This is a genomic window from Plesiocystis pacifica SIR-1, assembly GCF_000170895.1.
Lineage (GTDB): Bacteria > Myxococcota_A > Polyangia > Nannocystales > Nannocystaceae > Plesiocystis > Plesiocystis pacifica.
This window is the reverse complement of sequence record NZ_ABCS01000062.1, coordinates 39,355-61,810: the sequence shown is the minus strand read 5'-3', so window position 1 is coordinate 61,810 and position 22,456 is coordinate 39,355. Positions and strand designations below refer to the sequence as shown.

The following is a 22,456-nucleotide window of genomic DNA, read 5'->3' as shown; positions in this document are numbered from 1 at the left end:
CGGTACTAGGTCTGGGCAGGGCTCGTTGCCTCTGCCTTGACAGGAGCCCCCCGGGCCAGCGACACCGGGGGCATGGCGCAGGAACGTCGCGGTGAGTGGGGCTCGAAGATCGGCTTCATCCTGGCGGCCGCGGGCTCCGCGGTCGGTCTGGGCAACGTCTGGAAGTTCCCCTACATCACCGGTGAAAACGGCGGCGGCTTGTTCGTCATCATCTACCTGATCTGCATCGTGCTCGTCGGCCTGCCGATCATGATCGGCGAGGTCATGCTCGGCCGCATGACCCAGCGTTCACCGGTGGGCGCCTTCCGCAAGCTCGACGGGGAGAAGTCGCTGTGGCAGGGCGTCGGCTGGCTCGGGGTGCTCTCGGGCTTCGTGATCCTGTCCTACTACTCCGTGGTCGCGGGCTGGGCCCTCGAGTACGTGGTGATCGCGGCCAAGGGCGAGATGTCCTCGGGCAACCCCGCGCTGATGTCGGAGCGCTTCGGCGAGGTCTCCGGGGACGGGCCCGGGGCCACGCTGTGGCACGTGGCGTTCATGGCCCTGACCGTCGCCATCGTCATCGGCGGCGTGCAAAAGGGGGTCGAGATCGCCGCGCGCGTGCTCATGCCCCTGCTGCTGTTGATGTTCCTGGCCCTTTTGGTCTACGCGACCACCCTCGAGGGCTTCGGCGAGGGCTTCAACTTCGTGTTCGGCTTCCACACCGACAAGCTCGGCGCGGGCAGCATCCTCGAGGCCCTGGGCCACTCCTTCTTCACGCTCAGCGTCGGCATGGGCGCGATGCTGACCTACGGCTCCTACCTGCGCAAAGACGACGACATCATCGGGGCCTCGGTGGCGATCACGATCATCGACACCCTGGTCGCGATCATGGCCTGCCTGGTGCTCTTCCCGATCACCTTCACCTACGGCATGGAGCCCGAGGCCGGCCCCAGCCTGGTGTTCACCAACATCCCCATGGCCTTCGCGCAGATCCCCGGGAGCACGATCTGGGCGCTGATCTTCTTCCTGCTGCTGGTGTTCGCCGCGCTGACCTCGGCCATCTCCCTGCTCGAGGTCTGCTCGGCCTACTTCGTCGACGAGCTGGGCTGGTCGCGGACCCTGGCGGTCCCCGTGTGTGGCCTGACGATCACCTTGCTCGGCGTGCCCTCGGCCCTGACCTTCTCGACCGCGACCTTTGGTTCGGGCATGGAGGCGGCCATCGGCAAGTCCTGGTTCGATCTCTTCGACTACGTGTCGAGCAACTGGATGCTGCCGCTGTGCGGCCTGGGCATCTCGGTGTTCGCGGCCTGGAAGCTCGGCGACGAGGCGCGGCGCGTGCAGTTCGAGGCGGGCTCGACCCTGGGCAAGCTCCAAGGCCTGTACGTCCTGTGGCTTCAGGTCCTGCGCTACGTCGTTCCCGCGGCCATCGTCGTGGTCATGCTCCACGCCATCGGCCTGTTTTGACTCGGGGCGGGGGGTGCCGGCGACGCCCGGTCGGCCAGTCGGGCAGTCGAAAACGACACCTGTGGTGAATGGCCACAGTTCGCGAAAGATTGCGCGAAGGGAAATTCCAACTTCGTCCGTCCGGCCAGGGGTCGGCCCGAGGAATCCGAGTAGACTTCAGGGGTGGAGCTAGACGCGCTTTACCGCGACTACATGGAGGACCCTTCGGGGGGCGGCGAGCAGCTCGCGCTCAACCTGGAGCTGTGGCTGGTGCGCTACTTCGCGGCTCGTCACGAGCTGGCTCGGGCCCAGGAGCTGGCGCGCCACACCAACGCGTCGATCTGGCGCCGGCTGCCCGAGTTCCAGCCCGAAGACGACGCCGCCTTCGGTCGCTGGGTGACGAACATCGCCCGCATCGAGGGGCTGAGGGCCTCGCGCCGACGCACGACCATGCGCGCCCTCGAGTTCGACGCGCAGGGCTTCGACGTGGCCCGGGGCGGCGAGCAGCCGCGCAGCCAGCCGCAGCGGGCGGCGAGCAGCCGCGCCGAAGAGAGCAGCGACTTTGAGTTGATGTGAGTCGTGGACGTGGGGCAGGGAGGGCGTGGCGTCGTCCACGACGGCCCTCTGAGTCGTGGACGTGGGGCAGGGAGGGCGTGGCGTCGTCCACGACGGCCCTCTGAGTCGTGGACGTGGGGCAGGGAGGGCGTGGCGTCGTCCACGACGGCCCTGTGAGTCGTGGACGTGGGGCAGGGAGGGCGTGGCGTCGTCCACGACGGCAAAATAGACAGAGGGGCGGCCAAACTCGTTTTGGCCGACCCTCTGAAACCGCGTGAACGGTTGCTCGAGTGGTCGAGCATGGACGCGGCGCCGGCCCCGGAAAGGCCGCTAAACCCGTGTTTGCACGCTGTTTTCGTTGACCCTCGCGCGAGGGCCTTGCTAGACGGAGCCGTGCTTCGTTTTGCTTCCCGCGGTCTCGTCCTTCCTCTCTTGAGCCTGGCCCTGCTCGCGGGCTGTACAGACGACGGCGAGGAGCTCGGCGCCGACGATGAGAACGGCTCGGACACGACGGGCGAGGAGGAGCCGATCGAGCCCTTCGAGAGCTTCCCGGGGCTCACGGCCGAGGTCGAGATCCTCGTCGACGACCGCGGCATCCCCCACATCTACGGCCAGACCGACAACGACGTGCTCTACGCCCAAGGCTACCACATGGCCAGCGAGCGCCTGTTCCAGATGGCGCTGCTGCGTCGGCGGGCCCTCGGGCGTCAGGCCGAGGTGCTCGGCGAGGACTTCGTCGACCAGGACGTGACCTCGCGGACCTTCAACCTGCGCCACTACGGCTCGCTCAACGCCGAGCGCCTGCGCGAGGACTCGCCCGCGTTCTACAACGCCGCGGTGTCCTTCGTGGCCGGCGTCAACGCCTACGTCGACGAGGTCAACGCGGGGACCCAGCCGCTGCCCTACGGCTTCGCCGAGGCCGGCTTCACGCCGGAGAACTGGAGCCTCGAGGACGAGTTCGCGATCAGCAAGCTGTTCATGCTCGGCAACTCCAACCAGCTCGAGCGCGACCTGCTGGCCTCGGTGCTGTCGACCAACCTGCCCGACGTGTGGGAGAGCTTCGAGCTCGGCAAGCCGATGTTCGACACGCCGATCCTGAAGCCCGGCGAGCTGCCCCCGCCCTCGGCCCCGGGCTCGCTGCCCTCGCAGCTGGGTCGGATCCCCGCCCGCGCGGCCGACCCCTACTCCGAGCAGGCCGTGGCCGAGGCCTTCGCCAAGCTGCGCAAGGCCACGGGCCACATCGACCCGCCCGGGCCCTTCGGCAGCAACAACTGGGCCATCGACGGGCGCCACACCGACACCGGCCGCTCGATGATCGCCGGCGATCCCCACCAGCCGCTGCAGAGCCCCTCGCTGATGTTCGGCGTCCACCTCAACAGCGCCGACGCGGGGCAGGGCGGGACCCAGGACGTGATCGGCTTCTCCTTCGCGGGCACCCTCGGCGTGCAGCTGGGCCACAACCGCAAGCTGCACTGGACGGCGACGACCAACTTCGGCGACGTCATGGATCTGTGGGACGTCCGCGTCGAGGACGAGGGCGTGTGGGCCGGCGACGACTACGTCGAGTGGGTCACGCGCGAGGAGGTCATCGAGGTCGCGGGCGGCGAGCCGGTGGTGCTCGAGGTCCACGACGTGCCCGGCTACGGGGTCATCGTCCCCGAGACCCTGCTGCCCTTGCCGGTCTCGGCCCCGGGTCGGCAGCTGCTGGTCAACTGGACCGGCTTCCAGGCCACGGCCGAGGAGCGCTGCTTCTTCGAGATGGGCATCGCCGAGGACATCGACACCTGGGAGCAGGCCGTCGACATCATGGAGGTCGGCGGCTTCAACTTCATCGCCGCGACCGCCGACGACATCGCCTACCGCGTCAGCATCCTGGTCCCCGAGCGCGACCTGTCGGCGGGCTACCTGCCCTACCTGATCATCGACGGCGACAACGCGGGCTCTTACTGGGACGGCTACCTGAGCCAGGCCCAGATGCCGCAGACCCGGGCCGAGGACCGCGGGTGGGTGGGCACGGCCAACAACGACCCCTTCGGCTTCACCTTCGACGGCGACATCACCAACGACCCCTACTACTACGGCTACTTCTACGCCTCGGGCCTGCGGGCCAAGCGGCTCGACGATCGCTTCGAGGAGCTGACGGCGGCCGGCGCGGTCACCCAGGCCGACATGGAGGCGCTGCAGCTCGACACCCACAGCACGCTCTCGGACGCGCTCTTGCCCATCCTGTTCGACGCGGCCGAAGCCGTCGGCACCGATCCTGCGCTCGCCGAGTACGAGGGCAACGCCGACATCCAGGCCCTCGCCGCCGAGCTCGAGGGCTGGGACCAGCGCATGGACCGGGACTCGTCCGCGGCGCTGATCTGGCACGCGTGGCTGCACTTCATGTCCCACGAGGCCGTCGGCGACGACCTGGGCTTTTTGTTCACGCTGGTATTCGCCGAGGAGCCGCCCTACATCCTCAAGATCCCCGGCCTGGCGATGACCGGGGGCTACTCGACGGACAACCTGATCCAGACGAGCCAGGCCGAGGTCGCGCTCGCGGGCCTGCAGCGCACGGCGCAGTGGCTGACCGAGACCTTCGGCGGCATCGATCCTTCGGGCTACAGCTGGGGCGACATGCACGGGACCTACTTCGCCAACCCCTTCGGCGGCGAGCTCGACGGCGGCTGGGTCGCGACCAACGGCGGCGAGGACACGCTCAACGTGTCTTCGTCGAACTTCTACGCGGGCGCCGGGGGCGACGCGGTCGAGCGCTTCGACTCCACGGACGGGCCGATCTTCCGCATCGTCACGACCTTCGCCGAGGACGGCACGCCCCAGGCCACGGTCAACTTCCCCCGCGGCAACTCGGGCCTGCCCGGCACGCCGCACTGGGACGACACCCTCGAGGACTGGGTCGAGGGCGTCTACTCGCCGCTGCCCTTTGGCCGCGCCGAGGTCGAGTCGGCGATGGAGAGCAGCTACACCCTCAGCCCCTGAGGGCGGGCCGTTAGCGACAGGTGAAGCGCTCCAGGCTCACGCCTGGGGCGACGCTGGCGAGCACCTGCGCCCCGGCGTCGAGCTGGGACACGGGCGCTTTGTCGAGCTCCACGAGCACCGCGCGGGTGATCGCCCGCATGCGCCCGCCGCCGTGGTGCAGGGCGACCAGGGCGCTCTGCATCGGGGCGAGGCTGGGGTTGAAGGCGACGGACTCGGCGACGCTGCCGGCGAAGATTCGCTGGGCTCGAGGGCTCGAGGGCGCGAGCTCGAGGGCGACCCCCGCCGGGGCCTCGGCGTAGGGCGAGCTGCTCCGCGCCGCGGCCTCGAGGGCGGCCCGGACCAGGGGGTCCTCGGTCTCGCCCGCGTCGAGGGTCAGGGCGTGGGCGGCGACCAGCAGCTGGGCCTCGCGGCCGAGGTCGGCCGGGCCGAAGGCTTCGGGCAGCAGCTCGGCGGTGGCCAGGGCCGCGCGCCCGGGGATGAGGACGCGCGGGTGGGGCTCGGGGAGCTCGAGCATGAACTGCCGGCAGTGCCCGCAGGGCGCGGCCGAGGTGGCCAGGGCGCGCAGCCCCGTCTCGCCGTGGACCCACGCCACGGTGATCGCCGCCTGCTCCGCGTGGACCGTGCGGTTGAGCGGCAGCCCCGGGAACTCGAGGTTGGCGCCGAGGTAGACACGCCCCGACGCGCCGAGGGCCACGGCGCCGACGCGGAAGTTGGACACCGGCGGCGAGGCCCAGCGCTGCGCCCAGCTCAGGCACGCGAGCACGGCCGCGTCTTCGTCGATGCCGGCCTCGGCCTGGAGGGCGCGCAGCTCCTCGGCCTCGATGCACGCGACGCTCCCCGGCCCGCGCAGGCGGGCGTCGAGGCGCCGCGCCGTCGCGGTGTCGGGAGCTGCGGGGTGTTCCACCCGACGATGGTAGCGAGTTTTTGCGCGGTCTGAGCGGCGTTCCCGAGCCCTAAAAGCGCACGGTCCAGGTCAGCGTCGCCTGGCGCCCGGACTGCTTGCCCACGCGGACCTCGTCGACGATCAAGATGACGCCGCCGGTCGCGGCCACGGCCGCGCCCACGCCCACGAGCGCCCCGCCGACGTTGGTGCTCTCGTAGAGCTCGGGGCAGTCCTGGGCCTGGCGGACGGGGTCGAAGCCGCCGGGGCAGGTCCCGTCGAGGCTGAGCATGGCGGCTCCGGCCGCGAGCCCGCCGACGCCGACGACGGCGAGGGTCGCCGAGGCCCAGCGGGGGAGCACGCGCTTCCACCCGGGGGCGGCCGGCGCGAGCTCGACGGGTTCGGGCTCGGGTTCGGGCTCGGGCTCGGGCCCGACGGTGGGGAAGGTGACGCTCACCACTTCGCCCGGCTGGTCGAGCGCGACGGTGTGGCGCTCTTCGAGGGCGCTGTCGTCTTTCGCGCGGATCCACACGCGGTAGGTGCCCAGGTAGAGCGGCCCGCTCTGAGGCGCGGAGGGGACGGCGTCGATGGTCACCTCGCAGGGTACCCCGCACTCGACCGCGATCTCCGCACGTCCGAGGCCGTCGAGGGCCTCGCGGCGGGCGTCGTAGTAGGCCGCGAAGGTCGGCCCGAATTGGTCGACGTCTGGCCGCCTTTCTCGCGCGACGCGCAAGACCTGATCCATGGCGGCCTCGGCCTGCTCGATGTCCTCCATCACCAGGTAGGCCCGGGCGAGGTTGAGGCGCGAGAGCTCGACGAGCTCGCGGGTCGCGGGGTCCTCGGCGAGCTGGGCCTCGAAGCCCTCGAGCTCGGCGAGGCGGGCCTGAAGATCAGCTACGTTGCTTTCTGGATCTTTGTTAACCGCGAGGTTGGCCTTGTCGACAGCGTCACGAGCCACGGCGTAGGCCTCGGCGTCGTCACCGTCCTGCGCGGCGACTGTCGCTGCGAGGTCATCTTCGAGGCCCTCCGCGTGGCTGGTCCGGGGCATGGTCAGGAGCGCAGATCCAAAGATCAACGCAGTCCAGGCCCGGGTGCGTCGTTGACGACCACACCGGAACGAAGGGGCCCAAATAGACACCACTGCCCCTTACCAGCAAGGCACCGAGCTGGGCAAGAACCTGCACGCTCGTTCCCGATTCTTGTCCAAATCGCCGAGCCCAGGCACCATCGCCAGACCCGTGCGATCCCGAACGCTCGGTGTTGGCGACGTGAAGACCCTCGGCCCCTACGAACTCCTGCGCAAGGTCGGCACCGGCGGAATGGCCGAGGTGTGGTCGGCTCGTCCTGCGGGACCGGGTGCTATCGGGGGGCCCCACGACGTTCTCGCCCTCAAGTTGTTGTTCCCCCACCTCGCCGAGAAGCCGCGCTACCGCGACATGTTCCTGGCCGAGGCCCGGCTCTCGCTGATGTTGCAGCACCCCAACATCACGCGCACCTACCACGCCGAGGCCACGCCCGATCCCGAGGGCGGACCTTGCTTCATGGTCATGGAGTTGCTCGAGGGCATGACCCTCGCCCAGCTCGAGCGCGGCCTGGGCAAGCGCGGACAAAAGCTCCCCCTCGAGGTCTCGGCCTACGTCATCGGCGAGGTCCTGCGCGCCCTCGAGTACGCCCACTCGCTGCGCAACGAGGCCGGCTCGACGGTGATCCACCGCGACGTCTCGCCGCAGAACGTGATGCTGACCACCGACGGTCAGGTCAAGCTGATGGACTTCGGCATCGCCCGCTTCTCGACGGAGGAGACCACGGGCAACTTCGTCAAGGGCAAGCTGCAGTACATGCCGCCCGAGCAGTTCCGCCGGGCGACCCGCAAGCCCACCGTCGACATCTTCGCCGTCGGGGCGATGCTCCACGAGCTCATCGACGGCCGGCCCTTCCGGGCGAAGATCGAGCAAGAGAAGCTGTTTTCGATGGTCCTCGAGGGCGAGATTCCGCCGCTCAAGATCGACCCCAGCTGCGTGCCCGCGCAGCTCGAGCACCTGCGCCTGGGCATGCTCGCGGCCGACGAGGCCCAGCGGACCCAGAGCGCGCAGCAAGCCCTGCAGCTGCTCTTTTCGTGGCCGGGCTACGTCAACGCCTCGGGCCTGCTGCAGCAGCTGGTCCAGCGCTTCATCCCGCCGGGCTCGGCGCGGGCGGTGCCCTCGGGGACCAACGCCGGCCCGGGTCCGGCGACCAGCGCCTACGCGGCCCTGAGCACCAACCCCTCCGGCCTGCACAGCGTCGGCAGCGGCATGCACCCCGCCGCCGGCTCGCAGTCGGGCCCGCACACCTGGGAGGGCTGGTCGCAGGCGACCTCGCCCTCCAACGCCGAGCTCATGGGCCAGCGGGAGGCGGCCGAGACCCTCCCGGACGGGCAGAGCCAGCCGCAGACCAACGGGGCCATGGTCGCGCCCGTGACCAACGCGGGGATGGTGGCGACCCACGGCGAGGTCGCGCCGCCGCCCGCTCCCGCGCGCTCGTCGAGCCCGCAGTGGCGCCTGCCGGTGTTCATCGGCCTGGGCGTGCTCGGTGTCGGCGGCCTCGGCATCGCGATCGCGGCCATGTTGATCAACGGGCCCGCCGACGAGGCGCCGGCCAAAGACGAGGCGCCCACGATGCCGGCCGCGCCCGTCGAGCCCAGCCCGGCGCCGACGCAGCCCGCGCCCGCCGAGCCTGCCCCGGAGGAGCCCGCCGAGCCTGCCCCGGAGGAGCCCGCGCCCGCGGACGAGCCGGTCGTCGAGGACGAGCCGGCCATCGAAGACGAGGACTCGGCCGTCGCGCCCGGGCCCGTGCGCTCCGACGACGCCGCCAAGGTCCGCGTCCCCGTCGAGTTCGTCGCCAACGAGTTCTTCTTCGTCTACGTCAAGATCAACGGCCGCGTGCTGACCCTCGAGCCGCGCTCGCGGGTCAAGCTGACGCTCGGCCGCCACACCGTCTACATGCGCCAAAAGCCCGACGACGACTGGGTCAAGGCCGGGCGCATCCACCTCGACGAGGAAGACGGCAGCTACCGCGTCGAGATGACCAAGCCCCACGGGCTGAAGCTGGTGAACAAGTGAGCCGCCGTCCGCTCTCCGTCCTCGCGCTCGCGGGCCTCCTCGGGGCGTCGAGCCTGTCCTGCTCGAGGGTCCCGAACCCCTTTTACATCGCGGACGGCGAGGGCACGGACGAGGTCGGCGAGGGCAGCGAGAGCGCGGGCGAGAGCGAGGACGAGTCGGGCACGGACTCGAGCGGCGAGTCGAGCTCGAACGGCGACTCCTCGACGGACACCGACAGCGGCGAGTCCACCGACACGGACACCGACACGACGGGCAGCGCGGAGGACTCGAGCTCGGAGACCGAGGAGTGCCCCGTCGCGACCGAGGGCTGCCCCTGCGGCCCGACCGACGACTGCTTCCCCGGCTTGGTGTGCATGGGCGGCATCTGCTTGCCGGGCAGCCCCGACTGCACCGCGGCCGATCCCACCGTGGACGTCGCCATCGACCTCGAGTGGGCCGGCGGCGTCCCCAACGGCACCGACACCTTCAACTGCCTGCTCAACACCGACATCAGCGACGCGCAGGTCGAGCTGACCTTTGGCTTTTGCGGCGGCAACCTCGAGGGCGGCTCGATCACCATGACGCCCGGGCTGGGCGTGCCGGACGTCGGCGGGAGCTTCGTCGAGGTCACCTCGGTGAACCAGGGCGGCACCCACACCTTGCGCATCGACACGGCCTCGCTGGACTTCGTGTTCGTCGAGGGCTCGAGCTTGTTCGAGGCCAACATGGTGCTCCCGTGGACGCCCTCCATCGTCGACACGGACTGCGAGGTCACCAACGGCGGCTGCGGGATGGAGAAGCGCGTCAGCATCGAGGGCGCCGGGGTGACCGTGTTTGACGGGAACGCCCAGCAGCTCGCCGTCGATCAGTGGCTGTGGGTCGGCCGGGCCGTGGACGCCTGCGGGACCAACGAGATCACCGCGGCCTTCGTGGTCGCGGGTTAGTTGGCGATGGCGTGGTGCTCCCTGTCCACTTTAGCCGTCGCGGACGACGCCACGCCCTCCCTGCCCCATGTCCGCGACTCAGGCGTTGGCCAGCTCGAGCACGGTCCGTCCGAGGCGGCCGCGCTCGTGGCTGCGCGCGACGGCCTGCTCCCAGTCGCCAAAGGCGAAGGTCTCGCTGACCACCGAGACGAGCTCGCCCGCCTCGACCCAGGCTCCGAGCTCGCGCAGGCGCGGGCCGTCGCCCCTGTCGACCATGAGCCAGCGCGCCCGCCGTGAGCGGAGCACGTCGCCGAGGTTGCGGATCGGGTCGGCTGGGATGAACACGCCCTCGGGCGTGAGCAAGTGGGCGAGCTCGGCCAGACGCAGGGTGCTCGAGAAGTCCAAGATCGCGTCGAATGAGCCCTGGAGCGCCGATATGGGGGTCTCGCGGTAGTCGACGCAGCGCGCAGCGCCGAGCTTGGCGAGGCTCGCGTGGTGGCGGGAAGAGGCGAGGGCGGTGACCTCGGCGCCCAGGATGCGCGCGATCTGGATGGCCATCACCCCGACGCCGCCGGAGGCTCCGACGATCAGCACGCGCTGGCCCGGCTGCACGCGGGCCACCTCGCGGAGGGCGACGAGGGCCGTCAGCCCGCTCATGGGTAGGGTCGAGGCTTGGGCCAGGGGCATGCCGGCGGGCGCCGGCGCGAGGTAGGCCTCGGGGATGGCGACGTACTCGGCGTGGGGGCGCCACCCGGCGATCATGTCGACGTAGCCCATGACCGCGTCGCCCGCTTTGAACTCGAGCCCGTCGGTGTCGACGATGCCCGCGAACTCGAGCCCGGTGCGGACCTCTCCGGGGGCGCGGCGCAGCCAGGCCAGCAGACGGAGCAGCGGCTCCCTGGCGAGCGCGAACTCGTGGCCGTTGATGGTCGAGTGGGTCACGCGGACTCGGACCTCGCCGGCCTTGGGCGAGGGGAAGCTGAGGTCGTCGCGCATGCGGACGTGAGGGTGGGCGCGAAGGTCGAGCGCGAGACCGCGCATAGTGGTGTTTGAAGGGCTCATGGGCACTCTCAGAGGGGTTTTTGTCGATTAGGTCGATTGACCCTAAATGAGTAGGTCGACCGACCTAGTCTGTCAAGGTCGAGTGACCTACTCTCTCGGGGGACCATGAGCCGACGAGGCCAAGACACGCGCGCGCGGATCGCCGCGGCCGCGCTCGAGCTGCTGCGCGAGCGCGGCTCGACCGGGCTGACGATGCGCCAGGTCGCGACACGCACCGGGCTGTCGCTCAGCAACGTCCAGTACCACTTCAAGTCCCGGGAGCAGCTGCTCGTGGGGATCACCGAGCACCACCTCGAGCTGTGCTCGGCGTCCATGCGTCAGGGCCTCGAGCAGGCCGGCGGGGTGACGCTCGGCGCGGTCCTTCGGGTCTCGCTGTGCGACGAGGCCGTCCGCGCGACGGCTCCTGCGTTTCGCGAGTTGTTCGCCCTCGCCCGCGTCGAGGCGGGGGTTCGCGAGCGCCTCGACGCCCACTACGCCCACAGCCTCGAGGCCTTGGTCGAGCTGCTCGGGTCCTCGAGCGACGCGCCGCACGAGCGCCTGTTCGAGGTCGGGACGCTGGTGATGACCTCGATCGAGGGGGCCTACCTGCTCGCCAGGGCGACGCCGGTGACCCCCGAGCGCCTCGCCGCGTGCCTCGAGGAGACCGTGGACCGGATGCTCGCGGGCGCCTGAGAGCTGTTTTGCCCCCGCAAGCGTCTCGGGACCGGGGACGCTTCGTCGCTGTCCGCTCCTCCGCTGTGGTCGTGGGGCAATGGGGTTCGTGCCTTTGAGTGGGCATGGGGTCGCCCCCGCGAGCGGGGGCGTGATTCGTTGACAGTCCTTGCGTCGTGGACGTGGGGCAGGGAGGCTGTGGCGTCGTCCGCGACGGCTAAAGGGAGCGCGGTTCAGGGTGCTTCGAATCGGTGCTGTCGATCCGGCTTCCAGTGCCGCTCCAAGCCGGCACGGACTTCGGACACGCGGTACTCGGCGGGGCTCACATTCGGCGCGTGACCAGGCTGGCGAGCCACGGCGACAGACGCACGAGGGCGCGCAGCAGCGTCGACTTGCCGACGTGGATCTCGCTTCGCTCCGCCCGCAGCCCGCGGACGATCGCCTCGGCGACGGCGGCCGGGCTCAGCTTGCCGCGCCCGCGCCCGCGGGTCATCGCGGTGTCGACCAGGGGCGGCAGGACCTCGACCACGCGGACGCCCGGAGCCGCGTCCGCGAGCTGCCAGCGCAGCGTCCGGGTGAACGCCCGCAGCCCGGCCTTGGTCGCGCAGTAGACCGGGGCGCTGGCCTTGGGCGAGAGGGCCAGGCCGCTGGTGACCTGGACGATCGCGGCGTTGGGGCGGCCGCGCAGCTGGGGCAGCAGGGCCTCGGTGAGCAGCATGGGCGCGGTGAGGTTGATGGTGACCTCGTCGGCGATGGCGCGGCGCTGCTGCGGGTCGGTGAAGTCCATGCGCTGCTGAACGCCGGCGTTGTTGACGAGCACGTCGATGGGGCCGTTGGCCGCGGCCGCGTCCGCGAGCAGGCGCGGGTGTTGGGCCGGGTCGGACAGGTCGCAGGTCATCGCCGCCGCCTCGGGTCCGAGGCGCTCGGCGGCCGCCTTGGCTCGGGCCTCGGAGCGGCCACACACGGACACGCGCGCGCCTTCTCGCAGCAGGCGCTCGGCGAGGGCCAGGCCGATGCCCGCGGTCCCGCCGGTGATCAGCACGTGGAGTCCGTCGAGCTTCATCGCGGACCTCCGCGCGCCTCGACCCCAGTGGTCGCGGCTGCGACCTCGCGGTAGGCCGAGGGCGGCACGTCGCACAGGCTCCGGAAGGTGCGCGCGAAGTGGGCCTGGTCGGCAAAGCCGACGCAAAACGCGATCTCGGACAGCTCGAGCGGCGTCGAGGTGAGCAGGGTCTGGGCCGCGTCGACGCGGGTCTGGTGCACGACCTTCGAAAAGCGCGTGCCCTCGCCCTGGAGCGCGCGCTGGAGCGAGCGCGCCGACATCCCGAGGGCTCGGGCCGCGTCCTGGACCGTCCACGAGGCGAGCAGGTCGCGGCGCAGCAGGGCCGCCAGCCGGGCATGGGCGGCATCCGGCGCGGACTCGTCGTTTGCAACCTCGATGGGCAGAGGCTGCGCGGGCGCGCGGAGCTGGAGCGCGAGGGTGTGGGTGTCGCTCGGGAGCGCGGCGTCGCGGGGAGCCGGGCTCGGGCCGTGGACGACGAAGGGGGCCGCCGCGTCCGCGGTGGGCAGGGCGGCCTCGATGTCCTCGAAGCCGGCGCTCTCCATGAGGGCGACGAACAGCCCCCAGACGAAGAGATCGTTGACCGCCACGATGGCGCCGCCGTCCACGGCGACGTGGCGCAGGGTCAGGCGCACGAGCTCGCCGCTGCGCTCGCAGGCCAGGAGCTCGGTGCGGTTGCGGGAGTGACCAAAGCGCTCGAGCCGGAGCCAGCGCTCGACGATCGCCTCGGGCTCGGGGGTCTGGAGCAGCGCGCGGATGACCGGCTGCTGCTCGAGGGCGCGGAGCTCCCGGCCGAGGGCGACGACGGCGGGCCACCCGGCGGCCTCGGCCACGGCCTCGAGCAGGGAGACCTTGTCGAAGCGGTCGAGGCCGTCGAGATCCAGGCTTGGAAAGCGCGCGGCGGCGGCCGAGCGAACCACGGCCGTGAGGGCCTGGCTCGTCATCGTGCCCTGCGCGGGCGTCGTCGGTGCGGGTGTGCGTGGCATCGGCCGAGATCGAAGGTAAATCCTGGGCCGAAGCGGCGCTTGAACGATCGCGCCAAAGTCACGGAGCCGGCGCTTAGTTTTCGTCCGCCGCCATCTGGTCGAGGAGGCCGTGCATGCGCTCGCGGGCGGCCTCTTCGGCGATGGTCGCGGTGCCGTCGAGGGAGCCCAGGTCGACGTTGGACAGGCCCACGGCCATGGCGAAGGCCTGGCGGTGGAAGGCCTCGACGGTAAGCGCCGCGTAGTCGTCGTCGTCGAGCTCGATGGCTTCGCCGTCGGCATCGACCTCGCGGACCGGGCCGGCGCCTTCGCCCGCCTCGGTGCCGGGCTCGGGCGGGGTGCTGGCGCAGCTGAGCACGCCGCCCTCGGGGGCGAGCAGGCAGACCTCGACGCTGCGCTCGGAGCCCTGCACGGCCACGCGAAAGCCCGGCGAGTTCCCGGCGCCGCCCCAGTCGAAGCGGGGCGAGTCGTCGAGCAGGTCGACGACGCGCTGGGCCACGGGGCCGCTGGCTTCGATGTCGAGGGTCGCGGGCAGGGCCAGGCCGCGGCGGCGGATGATGCCCGCGTCGCGCTGCATGGCCGAGGCGAGCAGGCCGAGGGCCTCGCGCTCCTTGCCGAGCTCGAGGGCCGCCTCGGCGGCGACGGCCTCGACCCGAGCGCGCAGCAGGGACTCGAACTCGGGCAGGCTCTCGAGGGCGGACTCGGCCCGGCTCAGGGCCTCGCGCTCGCGCCCGCGGGCCAGGGCGATCTCGGCCTCGAGGGCGTCGAGGTAGGGCTCGAGGGCGCCGCCGCCCGTCGCCGACAGGGGCTCGCCGACCTTGCCCCCGGCCTCGACCGCGCGCACGTCGTCGAGGACCACGGACACGACCCCGGGGCCGAGGATGTCGACGAGGTCGCCGAGCAGCCAGGTGGGCACGGGCTCGAGGCCGCCCGCGACGTAGGGCCGGAAGGTCCGGCGCAGCACGTCGTCGTCGTGGAGCACCCCGCGGATGCGCTCGGCGTCGGCCCAGTCCTGCATGCGCCGGCGGGCCTGTTCGGTGCGGATGTCGAGGGCCTCGGCGGTCCCCGACCACACGGCGCGCTCGGCCTCGGCCTCGGCGTGGCTGCGACGCAGGGCGACGCGCAGCAGGGCGTGGGCGCCGAGGGTCTGCTCCTTGGACGAGGTCGTCAACCCGCGGCGGTCGGGGTTGGCGATGGCCCGGTCGATGACCCGCAGCCCGGTCTCGGTCTCGCCCGCGACGAGCAGCAGGGTCGCGAACGCAGCGTCGGTCTCGCCCCGGGCCTGCTCGCGCAGGTTGGGCGGCTGCTTGCGCCGCCACGCCTGCATCTCGCGCAGGGCCTCGACGGCGTCGCTGCCCCGGCCCTGGTCGGTGTAGAAGCGGACCAGCAGGCGCCAGGGGTTGGCGGGGGTGAACTCGATGCGCGCCGCGCCGGCCTTGGCCAGGCGCTCGGCCTCGTCGGGTCGCAGCACGCTCATGGCCGCGAGCGCGGCGTTGTAGGCGTGGACCGTGGTCGAGCTGAGCTCGTCGGGGCGCGAGAAGGGGTCGTCGCCCTTGGCCACCTCGGCGGCGTGATCGTAGGCCTCGAGGCAGGCGGCGAAGCGCTCGGTCCGGGTGCCGGCCTCGCCCTCGATGGCGCACAGGGCGTTGCGGCCCAGGGAGCGCTGGAAGGCGTCGCGGCTCTTGGTCGCCTTCTCGGCGTACTCGCGCGCCTCCTCGAACTCGCCGCTGAGCATCAGCGGCCAGGCGTGCTCGGCCGTCAGCCGCGGGTCGTAGAGGGAGTCGTGGTAGTCGAGCAGGTCGAGCTGGTACTCGTGGCGCTCGAGCTCGCCGGCGCAGGCCTGGGCGGCGTAGAGGATGTCGCGGTGGAGCAGCCAGGGGGTGCTCTGGACGTTGGTGACGTTGGGGCTGTGTTTGCGCTCGTAGAGCTCGCGGGCCTTGCCGAGCTCGCGCATGGCCCGGGGCAGGGAGGCCTCGGCGCGGCGCAGCACCTGGCCGAGGATGTAGTGGCCGACGATGGAGTCGGGGTCGTCCTCGAGCAGCGCCTCGACCTTGCGCCGGGCGGTGAGCAGCTTGTCCTCGTGGTAGAGCACCCAGACCTCGTCCTCGGCCGGCGTGCGCTGGAAGTCCTTCGCGGCGCCCAGGGCCACGGGCGCGCCAGGTGCAGGGCCGCCGCTGGGCGGGGCGGCGAGGACCAGGGCGCCGAGGCCGACGGAGCCGACCAGCGCGCCCAAGCCCGCGCCGACGAAGCGGGCGCGGCGGAGCTCCCGGGCGCCTCGCTCGACGCCGAACAGGCGCGCGAGGGCGGCCTGGCGGCGGAGCTCCCAGCGGGCGCGCCACGCCTTCACGGCTGGCCTCCGAGCGCTCGGACGACGCGGATCATGGCTTCGCCTCCGCTTGGGAGACCAGGGCGTCCAGCTCGCGCTCGAGCTCCAGCTCGCCCTGGCGCAGGGGCTCGAAGGCGAGCACCGAGCCGAGCATCCACGCCAGGCCAAAGCCGACCACGTGGATCACATGGTTGAGCCACGCCCGCTCCCCCTCGAGCATCATCGTGCCCATGCCGAGCATGTGGAACTGCTTCTCGAGCTCGATGAGGGTGAAGCCCGCGAGGAAGCTGCCCAGCCACACCGCGCGGATCACCGGATCGCGAAACTGCGCCGCCTTGGTCTCGAGGGTGCCCGAGCCAAAGCGGTAGCCGAGCCACACCAGGCCCAGCCCGGCGGGCATGGCCAACAACTTGAAAAATTGTGCGTTGAGCTCCCCGGCCAGGCTGCCGTCGCTGGGCGCCCGGACCAGGTAGCGCAGCGGCCCGCCCTCGAGCGCCCGCCAGTACTCGGGGTCGAGCTCGTGGAGGGTGTCGGTCGCAAAGCGCAGCGCGCCGATGAGCACCAGCGCCGCGGCCACGGCCACCGAGACGCGGCCGGCCCGGAGCCGGGCGCGGTCGTCGGAGACGCGGGGCGTGGCGGGCTTCACGACGCATCCATTTACCGTTGGAGGCTGAGCCGGGCCAGGCGCTCGAGGGCGTCGGCCTTGCACTCGTGGATGACCGCGGCCATGCCCTCGGCCCCGGGGGCGAGCTCGAGGCGGTGGCCGAACACCAGGGTGCTGAGCACGTCGACGTCGTCGGCGCTGACGTAGGTGCGCTGCTGGGTGAGCGCCCGGGCCTGGAGCGCGGGGATCATCAGGACCAGCGAGCGCGTCGACACGCCCTGGAGCACCTGCTCGTGCTGGCGCGTGGCGTTGGCGATGTCGACCAGGGCCTCGCGGATGGCGTCGGCGACGAAGACCTGATCCTCGACGACCTCGCGGGCGTGGACGATCTCCGTGCGCGTGACCCGGGGCAGGTCCTTCCCGGCGCCCGAGCGCCGGCTCTTGATGCTCGCCAGCACGTCGAGCTCCGAGGCCCGGTCGATGTGGCGCATGACGATCTTGAACAGGAAACGATCGAGCTGGGCGCTGGGCAGGGGGAAGGTGCCGGCCAGATCCAGCGGGTTTTGGGTCGCGATGACGAAGAACAGCTCGTCGAGCTGACGGGTGCGGTTGTCGACGGTGACCTGCTTCTCCGCCATGGCCTCGAGCAGGGCCGACTGGACCTTGGGCGAGGTCCGGTTGATCTCGTCGGCGAGCACGACGTGGGCGAAGATCGGGCCCGGGCGGAAGAAGAAGCGGTTGGTATTGGGGTCGAAGATGGTCGTGCCCGTGACGTCGCTGGGCAGCAGGTCCGGCGTGAACTGGATGCGCCGGATGGTCACGATGCCGTCGTGGGGCTGGTCGTCGATGATGCAGTCGCCCAGGGCCTTGGCCAGGGTCGTCTTGCCCGAGCCGGGGTAGTCCTCGAGCAGCACGTGGCCGTCGGCCAAGAGCGCGACGATGATCATCTCGATGACCTCGTCGCGTCCGCGCACGGCCAGGCGCAGGCGATCGCGCAGGCGCTGGACCACGGACACGGCGCCCTCGACCGTGTCGATGGGGGGTGCGAGGGTGTGGGTGATGTGCTCGCTCTGGTCGAGCTCGCGGTGGGCATCGGGACCGACGCCAGCGCCAGCACCAGCACCAGCACCAGTACCCAGGCCCGAGTCGGGTGCGTCGAGGTTGGCCGCTGGGGCCACGGAGGGAGCGGGGGAGAGGTCGGCGGTCGTCACGGTGATGGTCGCGGCCATGCGAGAGTGCCTTGGGGCGAGCGGTGGCTGCTCGGGGAAAGTAGCAGGTGGGGGCGGAGGGGGCACCCGGACGAACATCCAGGCAAATCCGCGAGCGGGGCGTTCCCGCGGGCTGGGGCGCCTCCTCACACACGCACGGGGTCACCGCTCGATTCCCGGCGCCTGCTACCATGACCCCGCCATTTCGGCGCGATCGCCATGGATCCCTCGACGCGAAACCTGCTCTTTCTCCTGGCCGCGCCCTTGAGCCTCGCCTGCTCCGAGGACGAGCTGCCCCCGATCCCGACCCCCGGCAACGAGGGCGCCGAGGTGGGCACGGCCGACGAGGCCGAGGGCAGCACGGACGCGGGGACCGACGCGGGGACGGGGGGGTCCACGGACATGGGGACCGACGCGGGGACGGGCGGGACCGACATGGGCACGGGCGGGACCGACATGGGCACGACCGGCGGGGCCGACATGGGGTCCACTGGCGGGACCGACATGGGCACGGGATCGACCGGTTCGACGGGGGACGGCTCGAGCGACGACAACGACGGCGTGGGTGTGGCCGACACCGACGAGCCCGCGTACAGCGACGCCTGCCCGCCCTACGCCGAGCTCGTCTCCGAGTGCTACGGGAGCCAGTACTTCGGGGAGTCCCTCGACGAGTGCAACCTCAGCTTTGGCTACTACGCCCAGTATGGCGAGGCCTGTGGGGCGGCCTTCGAGGAGTACATGGCCTGCCTCTCGGCCCTCGACTGCGTCGGCCTCGAGACGCCCCTGGACTGCCAGCCGCTGCTGGCCAAGAACCAACCGGCCTGCCAGCCCTGACGCCGAGAGGGTGAGTGAGTTCGAGCGTGCGCGTTCACGGCCGTAGCAGTCCGTGGCTCCATGCTGGTAAGAAGGGTCATGGGTCGACGCGCACTCCCCCTCCTCGCTCTGGGTCTCGTCGGCAGCCTCGCTTGTGATCCGGGGCCAGGCTCGGCGAGCCCGGGGGAGGGCGCGGGCGAGGGCGGCTCGTCCAAGCCCAGCGCGTGCGCGCCCACCATGATCGCGGCCTTTCGAGACCAGCGCCTGAGCCAGTCGAGCGCCGACCTCGAGAGCTTGGCGTCGAGCTACGCCGAGGCGCGCGGCGGCCTCGAGCGCGAGTGCGAGTCGGGCTGCGCCGTGGCCTGCACCGAGCTCGGGCGGACCCACGCGGACCTCGAGCAGGCCCAGATCCTGCTCGGGCGCGCCTGCGAGCTCGGCTCGCCCACGGCCTGCGGCCTGCGCCTGGGCGCCTCGCCCGAGGAGGCCAAGGCCAGCTGCGAAGCCGGGGAATTCCTCGCCTGCCCCGTCGCCGACGCGCCGAGCTCGAGCGCCGTGGCCCAGGCTGCCTGCGCCGACCACGACGTGCGCGGGTGCGCGTCCGCGGCCTGGTTGGCCTGCGCCGCTGGAAGTTGCGACGAGCGGGCCCTGGGCTGGGCCGACGAGGCCCTCGTCCTCGCCCCGACCGCGTCCGTGGTCTCGACCTTCGCCGCCAGCTACTGCGCCGCGGGCCAGGGCGAGCGCGCCGACGAGGTCGCCGAGGCCATGTGCAGCGCGGGCGTGGGCGAGGCCTGCGGTCGGCGCTGCGTCCAGGCCTACGCCGCGCCCGTGTTCGTCGCCGAGGGCCAGCTCGAGCTCGCCAAGGAGCTCGTCGTGCTCATCGAGCTCCAGAGCGCGAGCGACCCGAGCTGGACCCTGGCCATGGGCCTGATGTCCGCCGAGGCGCTCGAGGGCTACGCCGAGATCCTGCGCCGGTTCACGCCGAAGCCCTCGGAGCCCGGGGCGGCCGCGAAGATCGATCCGGCTTTGCGCGAGCAGTTCCCGACCCTCGTCGCCGCCATCGAGCGGGCCCCCCAGCTCGACGCCAAGAAGGTCCGCTACTGGTTGAAGCGCTTGCCCGACATGACCGAGGAGCAGCGGACCAACTTGCTGAGCAGCTTGCGCAAGCAGTGGTGGATGATCGCCGAGGACGGCGCGACCTCGCCGGCGGACTACGTGGCCCAGACCATCGCGGGGGCTGGGCTGCTGGTGCCGGGCTGAGCCTCTTTGTAGCTCGTTAGCGCGCCCGAAGAGCCGTCGTCGGGTCCAACACTCCAAGCACGCGTCGCCAGCGCGGAATGGACAGCGGGAGCTCGGCGCGAATGTCGCGCAGGCCCTTCTCCCAGACTTGGGGGTCGAACTCGGGGCGCTCGCCGAGTTCCCGGCGCGGGTCCCCAAAGCGCGCGGCGACGTGCATGGAGGTCAGCCCGGCGAGGCTCGGGACCTGCTTGGCGACGCGGCGGGCGAAGGCCTCGCGGGTCTCGCCGTAGGCCCGGGTCAGGCCGGCGTCGGTGAGCCGATCGACGACGGCGCGGTAGCTGACCGCGGGCAGCTTGCGCTGCCGGGCGAAGCGGGGCGCGACGCGGCGCCAGATCTTGACCAGGTAGAGCCAGGCCAGGAAGAGCACGATGAAGTTGAGCACGGCCAGGCCCAGGTCGCGGCCGAAGCTGCGCCGCTCGACGGGGCCCTCGGCGCGCTCGCCCTCTTCGTCGGTCTCGTTGCGGGCCATGTCGCCGAGCAGATCGGTGAGGTCCTCGGCGATGGGCTGCCCCGGCGGGTCGAGGTTCTCGGCCGCCGAGATGTCGAGGATCACCCAGCCGACGCCGTCGAGGTAGAGCTCCGGCCAGGCGTGGGCGTCTCCGCCCCGGATCACGATGGTCGAGCCGCGGCGCTGATCCTCGGTGACCATGTAGCCCGTGCCCACGCGGGCCGGGATGCCGAGGCTGCGCCACATGAACACCGCGGCGTGGGCAAAGTGCACGCAGTAGCCGATGCGGTTGCCGAACAGGAAGTCGGCGGTGGGGTCGGGCACGCCCGCGTGGCGCTCGGCCGTGGAGTAGGTCAGCTGCTCGTCCATCCACAGCTTGACGGCGAGGGCCTCGACGAAGGGATCGCCGCGGCGGGACTCGGGCAGCTCGGCGATGATCTCCTGGGCGAGCTCGCCAAAGCGCGGGTCGTCGGACGGCCGGGTGTAGAACTCGAGCTGCGCGTCGGTCCACTCGGGGTTGCCCGCGTCGCGCCCGGCGAGCTGCTCTGGCTCCCAAGCAGGGGCTAGGGAGACGACGCTGTAGGCCCTCAAAAAGCGCGCCGGGTTGGGGTTGGGCTCGGGCTTCATCGCGGTCGCGGACTCGAGCGCGAAGGGCTGGGCGTGCTTGGCGAGGAGCACGACCTCGGTGTGGACCTGGGTCAGCAGCTCGTCGGCGAGGGCCTCGCTGGGGGGCAGCTCGGCGACGTCCACGGGCCGCGCGGGGAAGCGGCGCACGATGTCGCGGTCGACGTCCGGGCGGCGCGGGGCGAGGAGGCGTGAGCCGTTGAAGTGGGACCAGGCGTCCTGGCGGAAGTAGTAGGACTGCATCGGCGGGCTGTAGTCGTCGCCGAGCAGGACCACGGCCATGGGCGCGGGCGCGGTGCCCTCGGAGAACTCGCCGTCGAGCTGGGGCTGCTCGGACTGGTCCTCCTGCTCGGACTGTCCGCCGCCGCCTTGCTGCTCTTGTTGCTGCTGCTGCTCGCCCTGTTGTTGCTCGCCCTGCTGCTGCTGGCCGCCCTGTTGCTGCTCGCCCTGCTGCTGCTCGCCCTGTTGCTGCTGCTGTTCGCCGCCCTGCTGCTGCTCTTGCTGCTGACCCTGGCCGCCGCCCTGCTCTTGTTGCTGCTGGCCGCCCTGCTGCTCTTGCTGCTGCTGGCCCTGGCCGCCGCCTTGCTCTTGCTGCTGTTGCTGGCCGCCACCGCCGCCTTGTTGCTCGGATTTGTCGGGCTTTTGACCCTGGCCGCCCTGGGCGTCGTCGGGGTCGGGCTCCTCAGCTCCGGGTCCGCGGCCGCCGCCCTCGGTGGGCTTGGGAGGGTCGCCCATCTGCGACTCCGTCAGGCCCAGGTCGCTGTTGGCTTGGGGCTCGGGCAGGCCCTCGAGGGACAAGAGGCTGAGCTCGAGGAAGACGACCACGGCGATGCCGGCCAGCGAGGCCAGGCTGACGCGGCGCTCGGACTCGGCGATGAGCAGGCCGGCGAGGACCAGGACCGCGACCGCGCCCACGCTCAAGAGCACGTCGGCGGGATCGTAGCCGTGCTGCCACGCCCAGTCGGACAGCCACAGGGGTCGGGCGATGACGCCGTCGCGGTGGGTCGCGAACATCGCGGCCACGCTCGCGCCGACGGCCGCGACCTCGAGCCCGACGAGGGCGGGGTGGCGCGCCGCGAGGGTCCGCAGCCCGCCCACGGCGGTCAGGCTGATCACGAAAAAGCGCAGCAGGGAGCTGAGGTTGAGGGCCGCGCCGGGGCCGACGAGGGCGGGGATGATGCGCCAGTGGGTGATGCGGTCGGCGGCCCACCACGCGAGGGCGCAGCCCGCCGCGAGGCCGAGGAGCACGGTGATCAGTCGGCTCGAGGTCCGCGCGAGCAGCTCACCGAGGGCGACGCCAGCGACGGCTCCGAGCATGACCGCGACCAGGCCCGAGCCCGTGGCCATGCCCCAGGCCAGGGCGAGGCCGGCCATGGCCATGGCGCCGGCGCGGATCGGGTGGCGGGCGAGGCGGACGACGCCGAGCACCCGCTCGCCGAAGGTCCGGGGCGGCTTGGCGGGGGCGCGCTTGCCCGAGGCCTGCTGCTCGAGGCGCTCGAGCTCCCGCTCCCAGTCTTGCTGTCGCCAACGCTTCGCCATGGG

General features: G+C 71.7%; 17 protein-coding genes. 8 read left to right on the top strand and 9 right to left on the bottom strand.

Annotation, left to right across the window (positions count from 1 at the left end; genetic code table 11):
- Positions 1-72 precede the first annotated feature (72 nt).
- The 3 genes from PPSIR1_RS26590 to PPSIR1_RS26580 all read left to right on the top strand — a co-directional run bounded on the left by PPSIR1_RS26590 (position 73) and on the right by PPSIR1_RS26580 (position 4,959).
- The gene (locus PPSIR1_RS26590; protein ID WP_006974291.1) at positions 73-1,443 is read left to right on the top strand and encodes a sodium-dependent transporter; all 1,371 of its coding nucleotides are present in this window, start codon (positions 73-75) and stop codon (positions 1,441-1,443) included.
- A 162-nt stretch (positions 1,444-1,605) separates the two neighbouring features.
- Positions 1,606-1,998, top strand: coding sequence for a sigma factor (locus PPSIR1_RS26585; RefSeq protein ID WP_006974290.1), 393 nt, complete (start codon positions 1,606-1,608; stop codon positions 1,996-1,998).
- Between the two features lie 411 nt (positions 1,999-2,409).
- On the top strand, positions 2,410-4,959 hold the full coding sequence (locus tag PPSIR1_RS26580) for a penicillin acylase family protein (protein WP_006974289.1): 2,550 nt from the start codon (positions 2,410-2,412) through the stop codon (positions 4,957-4,959).
- Positions 4,960-4,969: 10 nt separating this feature from the next.
- On the opposite strand, the gene cdd is transcribed toward PPSIR1_RS26580, so the two are convergent.
- The gene (gene cdd, locus PPSIR1_RS26575) at positions 4,970-5,863 is read right to left on the bottom strand and encodes a cytidine deaminase (RefSeq protein WP_006974288.1); all 894 of its coding nucleotides are present in this window, start codon (positions 5,861-5,863) and stop codon (positions 4,970-4,972) included.
- Positions 5,864-5,912: 49 nt separating this feature from the next.
- The gene (locus tag PPSIR1_RS26570; protein WP_045116791.1) at positions 5,913-6,887 is read right to left on the bottom strand and encodes a hypothetical protein; all 975 of its coding nucleotides are present in this window, start codon (positions 6,885-6,887) and stop codon (positions 5,913-5,915) included.
- Positions 6,888-7,077: 190 nt separating this feature from the next.
- On the opposite strand from PPSIR1_RS26570, the gene PPSIR1_RS26565 reads away from it, so the two are divergent.
- A complete protein-coding gene (locus PPSIR1_RS26565) occupies positions 7,078-8,937 on the top strand; it encodes a serine/threonine-protein kinase (RefSeq protein WP_157596015.1) in 1,860 nt (619 codons plus the stop codon).
- The gene (locus tag PPSIR1_RS26560) at positions 8,934-9,860 is read left to right on the top strand and encodes a hypothetical protein (RefSeq protein WP_006974285.1); all 927 of its coding nucleotides are present in this window, start codon (positions 8,934-8,936) and stop codon (positions 9,858-9,860) included. The genes PPSIR1_RS26565 and PPSIR1_RS26560 overlap by 4 nt, the downstream gene beginning before the upstream one ends.
- 78 nt (positions 9,861-9,938) lie before the next feature.
- Here the strand turns inward: PPSIR1_RS26560 and PPSIR1_RS26555 are convergent, their stop codons facing one another.
- Positions 9,939-10,835, bottom strand: a complete 897-nt coding sequence (locus PPSIR1_RS26555; RefSeq protein ID WP_053335427.1) for an NADP-dependent oxidoreductase — start codon at positions 10,833-10,835, stop codon at positions 9,939-9,941.
- 171 nt (positions 10,836-11,006) lie between these two features.
- On the opposite strand from PPSIR1_RS26555, the gene PPSIR1_RS43870 reads away from it, so the two are divergent.
- A complete protein-coding gene (locus PPSIR1_RS43870; RefSeq protein ID WP_006974283.1) occupies positions 11,007-11,573 on the top strand; it encodes a TetR/AcrR family transcriptional regulator in 567 nt (188 codons plus the stop codon).
- A gap of 301 nt (positions 11,574-11,874) precedes the next feature.
- Here PPSIR1_RS43870 and PPSIR1_RS26545 read toward each other — a convergent pair whose 3' ends face one another.
- From PPSIR1_RS26545 to PPSIR1_RS26525, 5 genes are all read right to left on the bottom strand, one after another.
- On the bottom strand, positions 11,875-12,615 hold the full coding sequence (locus PPSIR1_RS26545; RefSeq protein ID WP_006974282.1) for an SDR family oxidoreductase: 741 nt from the start codon (positions 12,613-12,615) through the stop codon (positions 11,875-11,877).
- A complete protein-coding gene (locus tag PPSIR1_RS26540) occupies positions 12,612-13,598 on the bottom strand; it encodes a helix-turn-helix transcriptional regulator (protein ID WP_045116789.1) in 987 nt (328 codons plus the stop codon). Before PPSIR1_RS26540 ends, PPSIR1_RS26545 begins: the two co-directional genes overlap by 4 nt.
- A gap of 73 nt (positions 13,599-13,671) precedes the next feature.
- Entirely contained in the window at positions 13,672-15,942 is a 2,271-nt protein-coding gene (locus PPSIR1_RS26535; protein WP_006974280.1) for a hypothetical protein, read from the bottom strand.
- Positions 15,943-15,973: 31 nt separating this feature from the next.
- Positions 15,974-16,567: a hypothetical protein gene (locus tag PPSIR1_RS26530; protein WP_006974279.1), complete on the bottom strand. Its 594-nt coding sequence runs from the start codon at positions 16,565-16,567 to the stop codon at positions 15,974-15,976.
- Positions 16,568-16,578: 11 nt separating this feature from the next.
- The gene (locus tag PPSIR1_RS26525) at positions 16,579-17,754 is read right to left on the bottom strand and encodes an AAA family ATPase (RefSeq protein ID WP_006974278.1); all 1,176 of its coding nucleotides are present in this window, start codon (positions 17,752-17,754) and stop codon (positions 16,579-16,581) included.
- Between the two features lie 198 nt (positions 17,755-17,952).
- Here PPSIR1_RS26525 and PPSIR1_RS26520 point away from each other — a divergent pair, with 198 nt between their 5' ends.
- Together PPSIR1_RS26520 and PPSIR1_RS26515 are read left to right on the top strand one after the other, a co-directional pair.
- Positions 17,953-18,567 (top strand): hypothetical protein, encoded by a 615-nt coding sequence (locus tag PPSIR1_RS26520; protein ID WP_006974277.1) that lies wholly within the window; start codon positions 17,953-17,955, stop codon positions 18,565-18,567.
- A 78-nt stretch (positions 18,568-18,645) separates the two neighbouring features.
- A complete protein-coding gene (locus PPSIR1_RS26515; protein WP_157596014.1) occupies positions 18,646-19,803 on the top strand; it encodes a hypothetical protein in 1,158 nt (385 codons plus the stop codon).
- 16 nt (positions 19,804-19,819) lie between these two features.
- Here PPSIR1_RS26515 and PPSIR1_RS26510 read toward each other — a convergent pair whose 3' ends face one another.
- Positions 19,820-22,453 carry a DUF4129 domain-containing transglutaminase family protein gene (locus PPSIR1_RS26510; protein WP_006974275.1) on the bottom strand — a complete coding sequence of 878 codons (2,634 nt, stop codon included), beginning with the start codon at positions 22,451-22,453 and terminating at the stop codon, positions 19,820-19,822.
- Between the last annotated feature and the right edge of the window lie 3 nt (positions 22,454-22,456).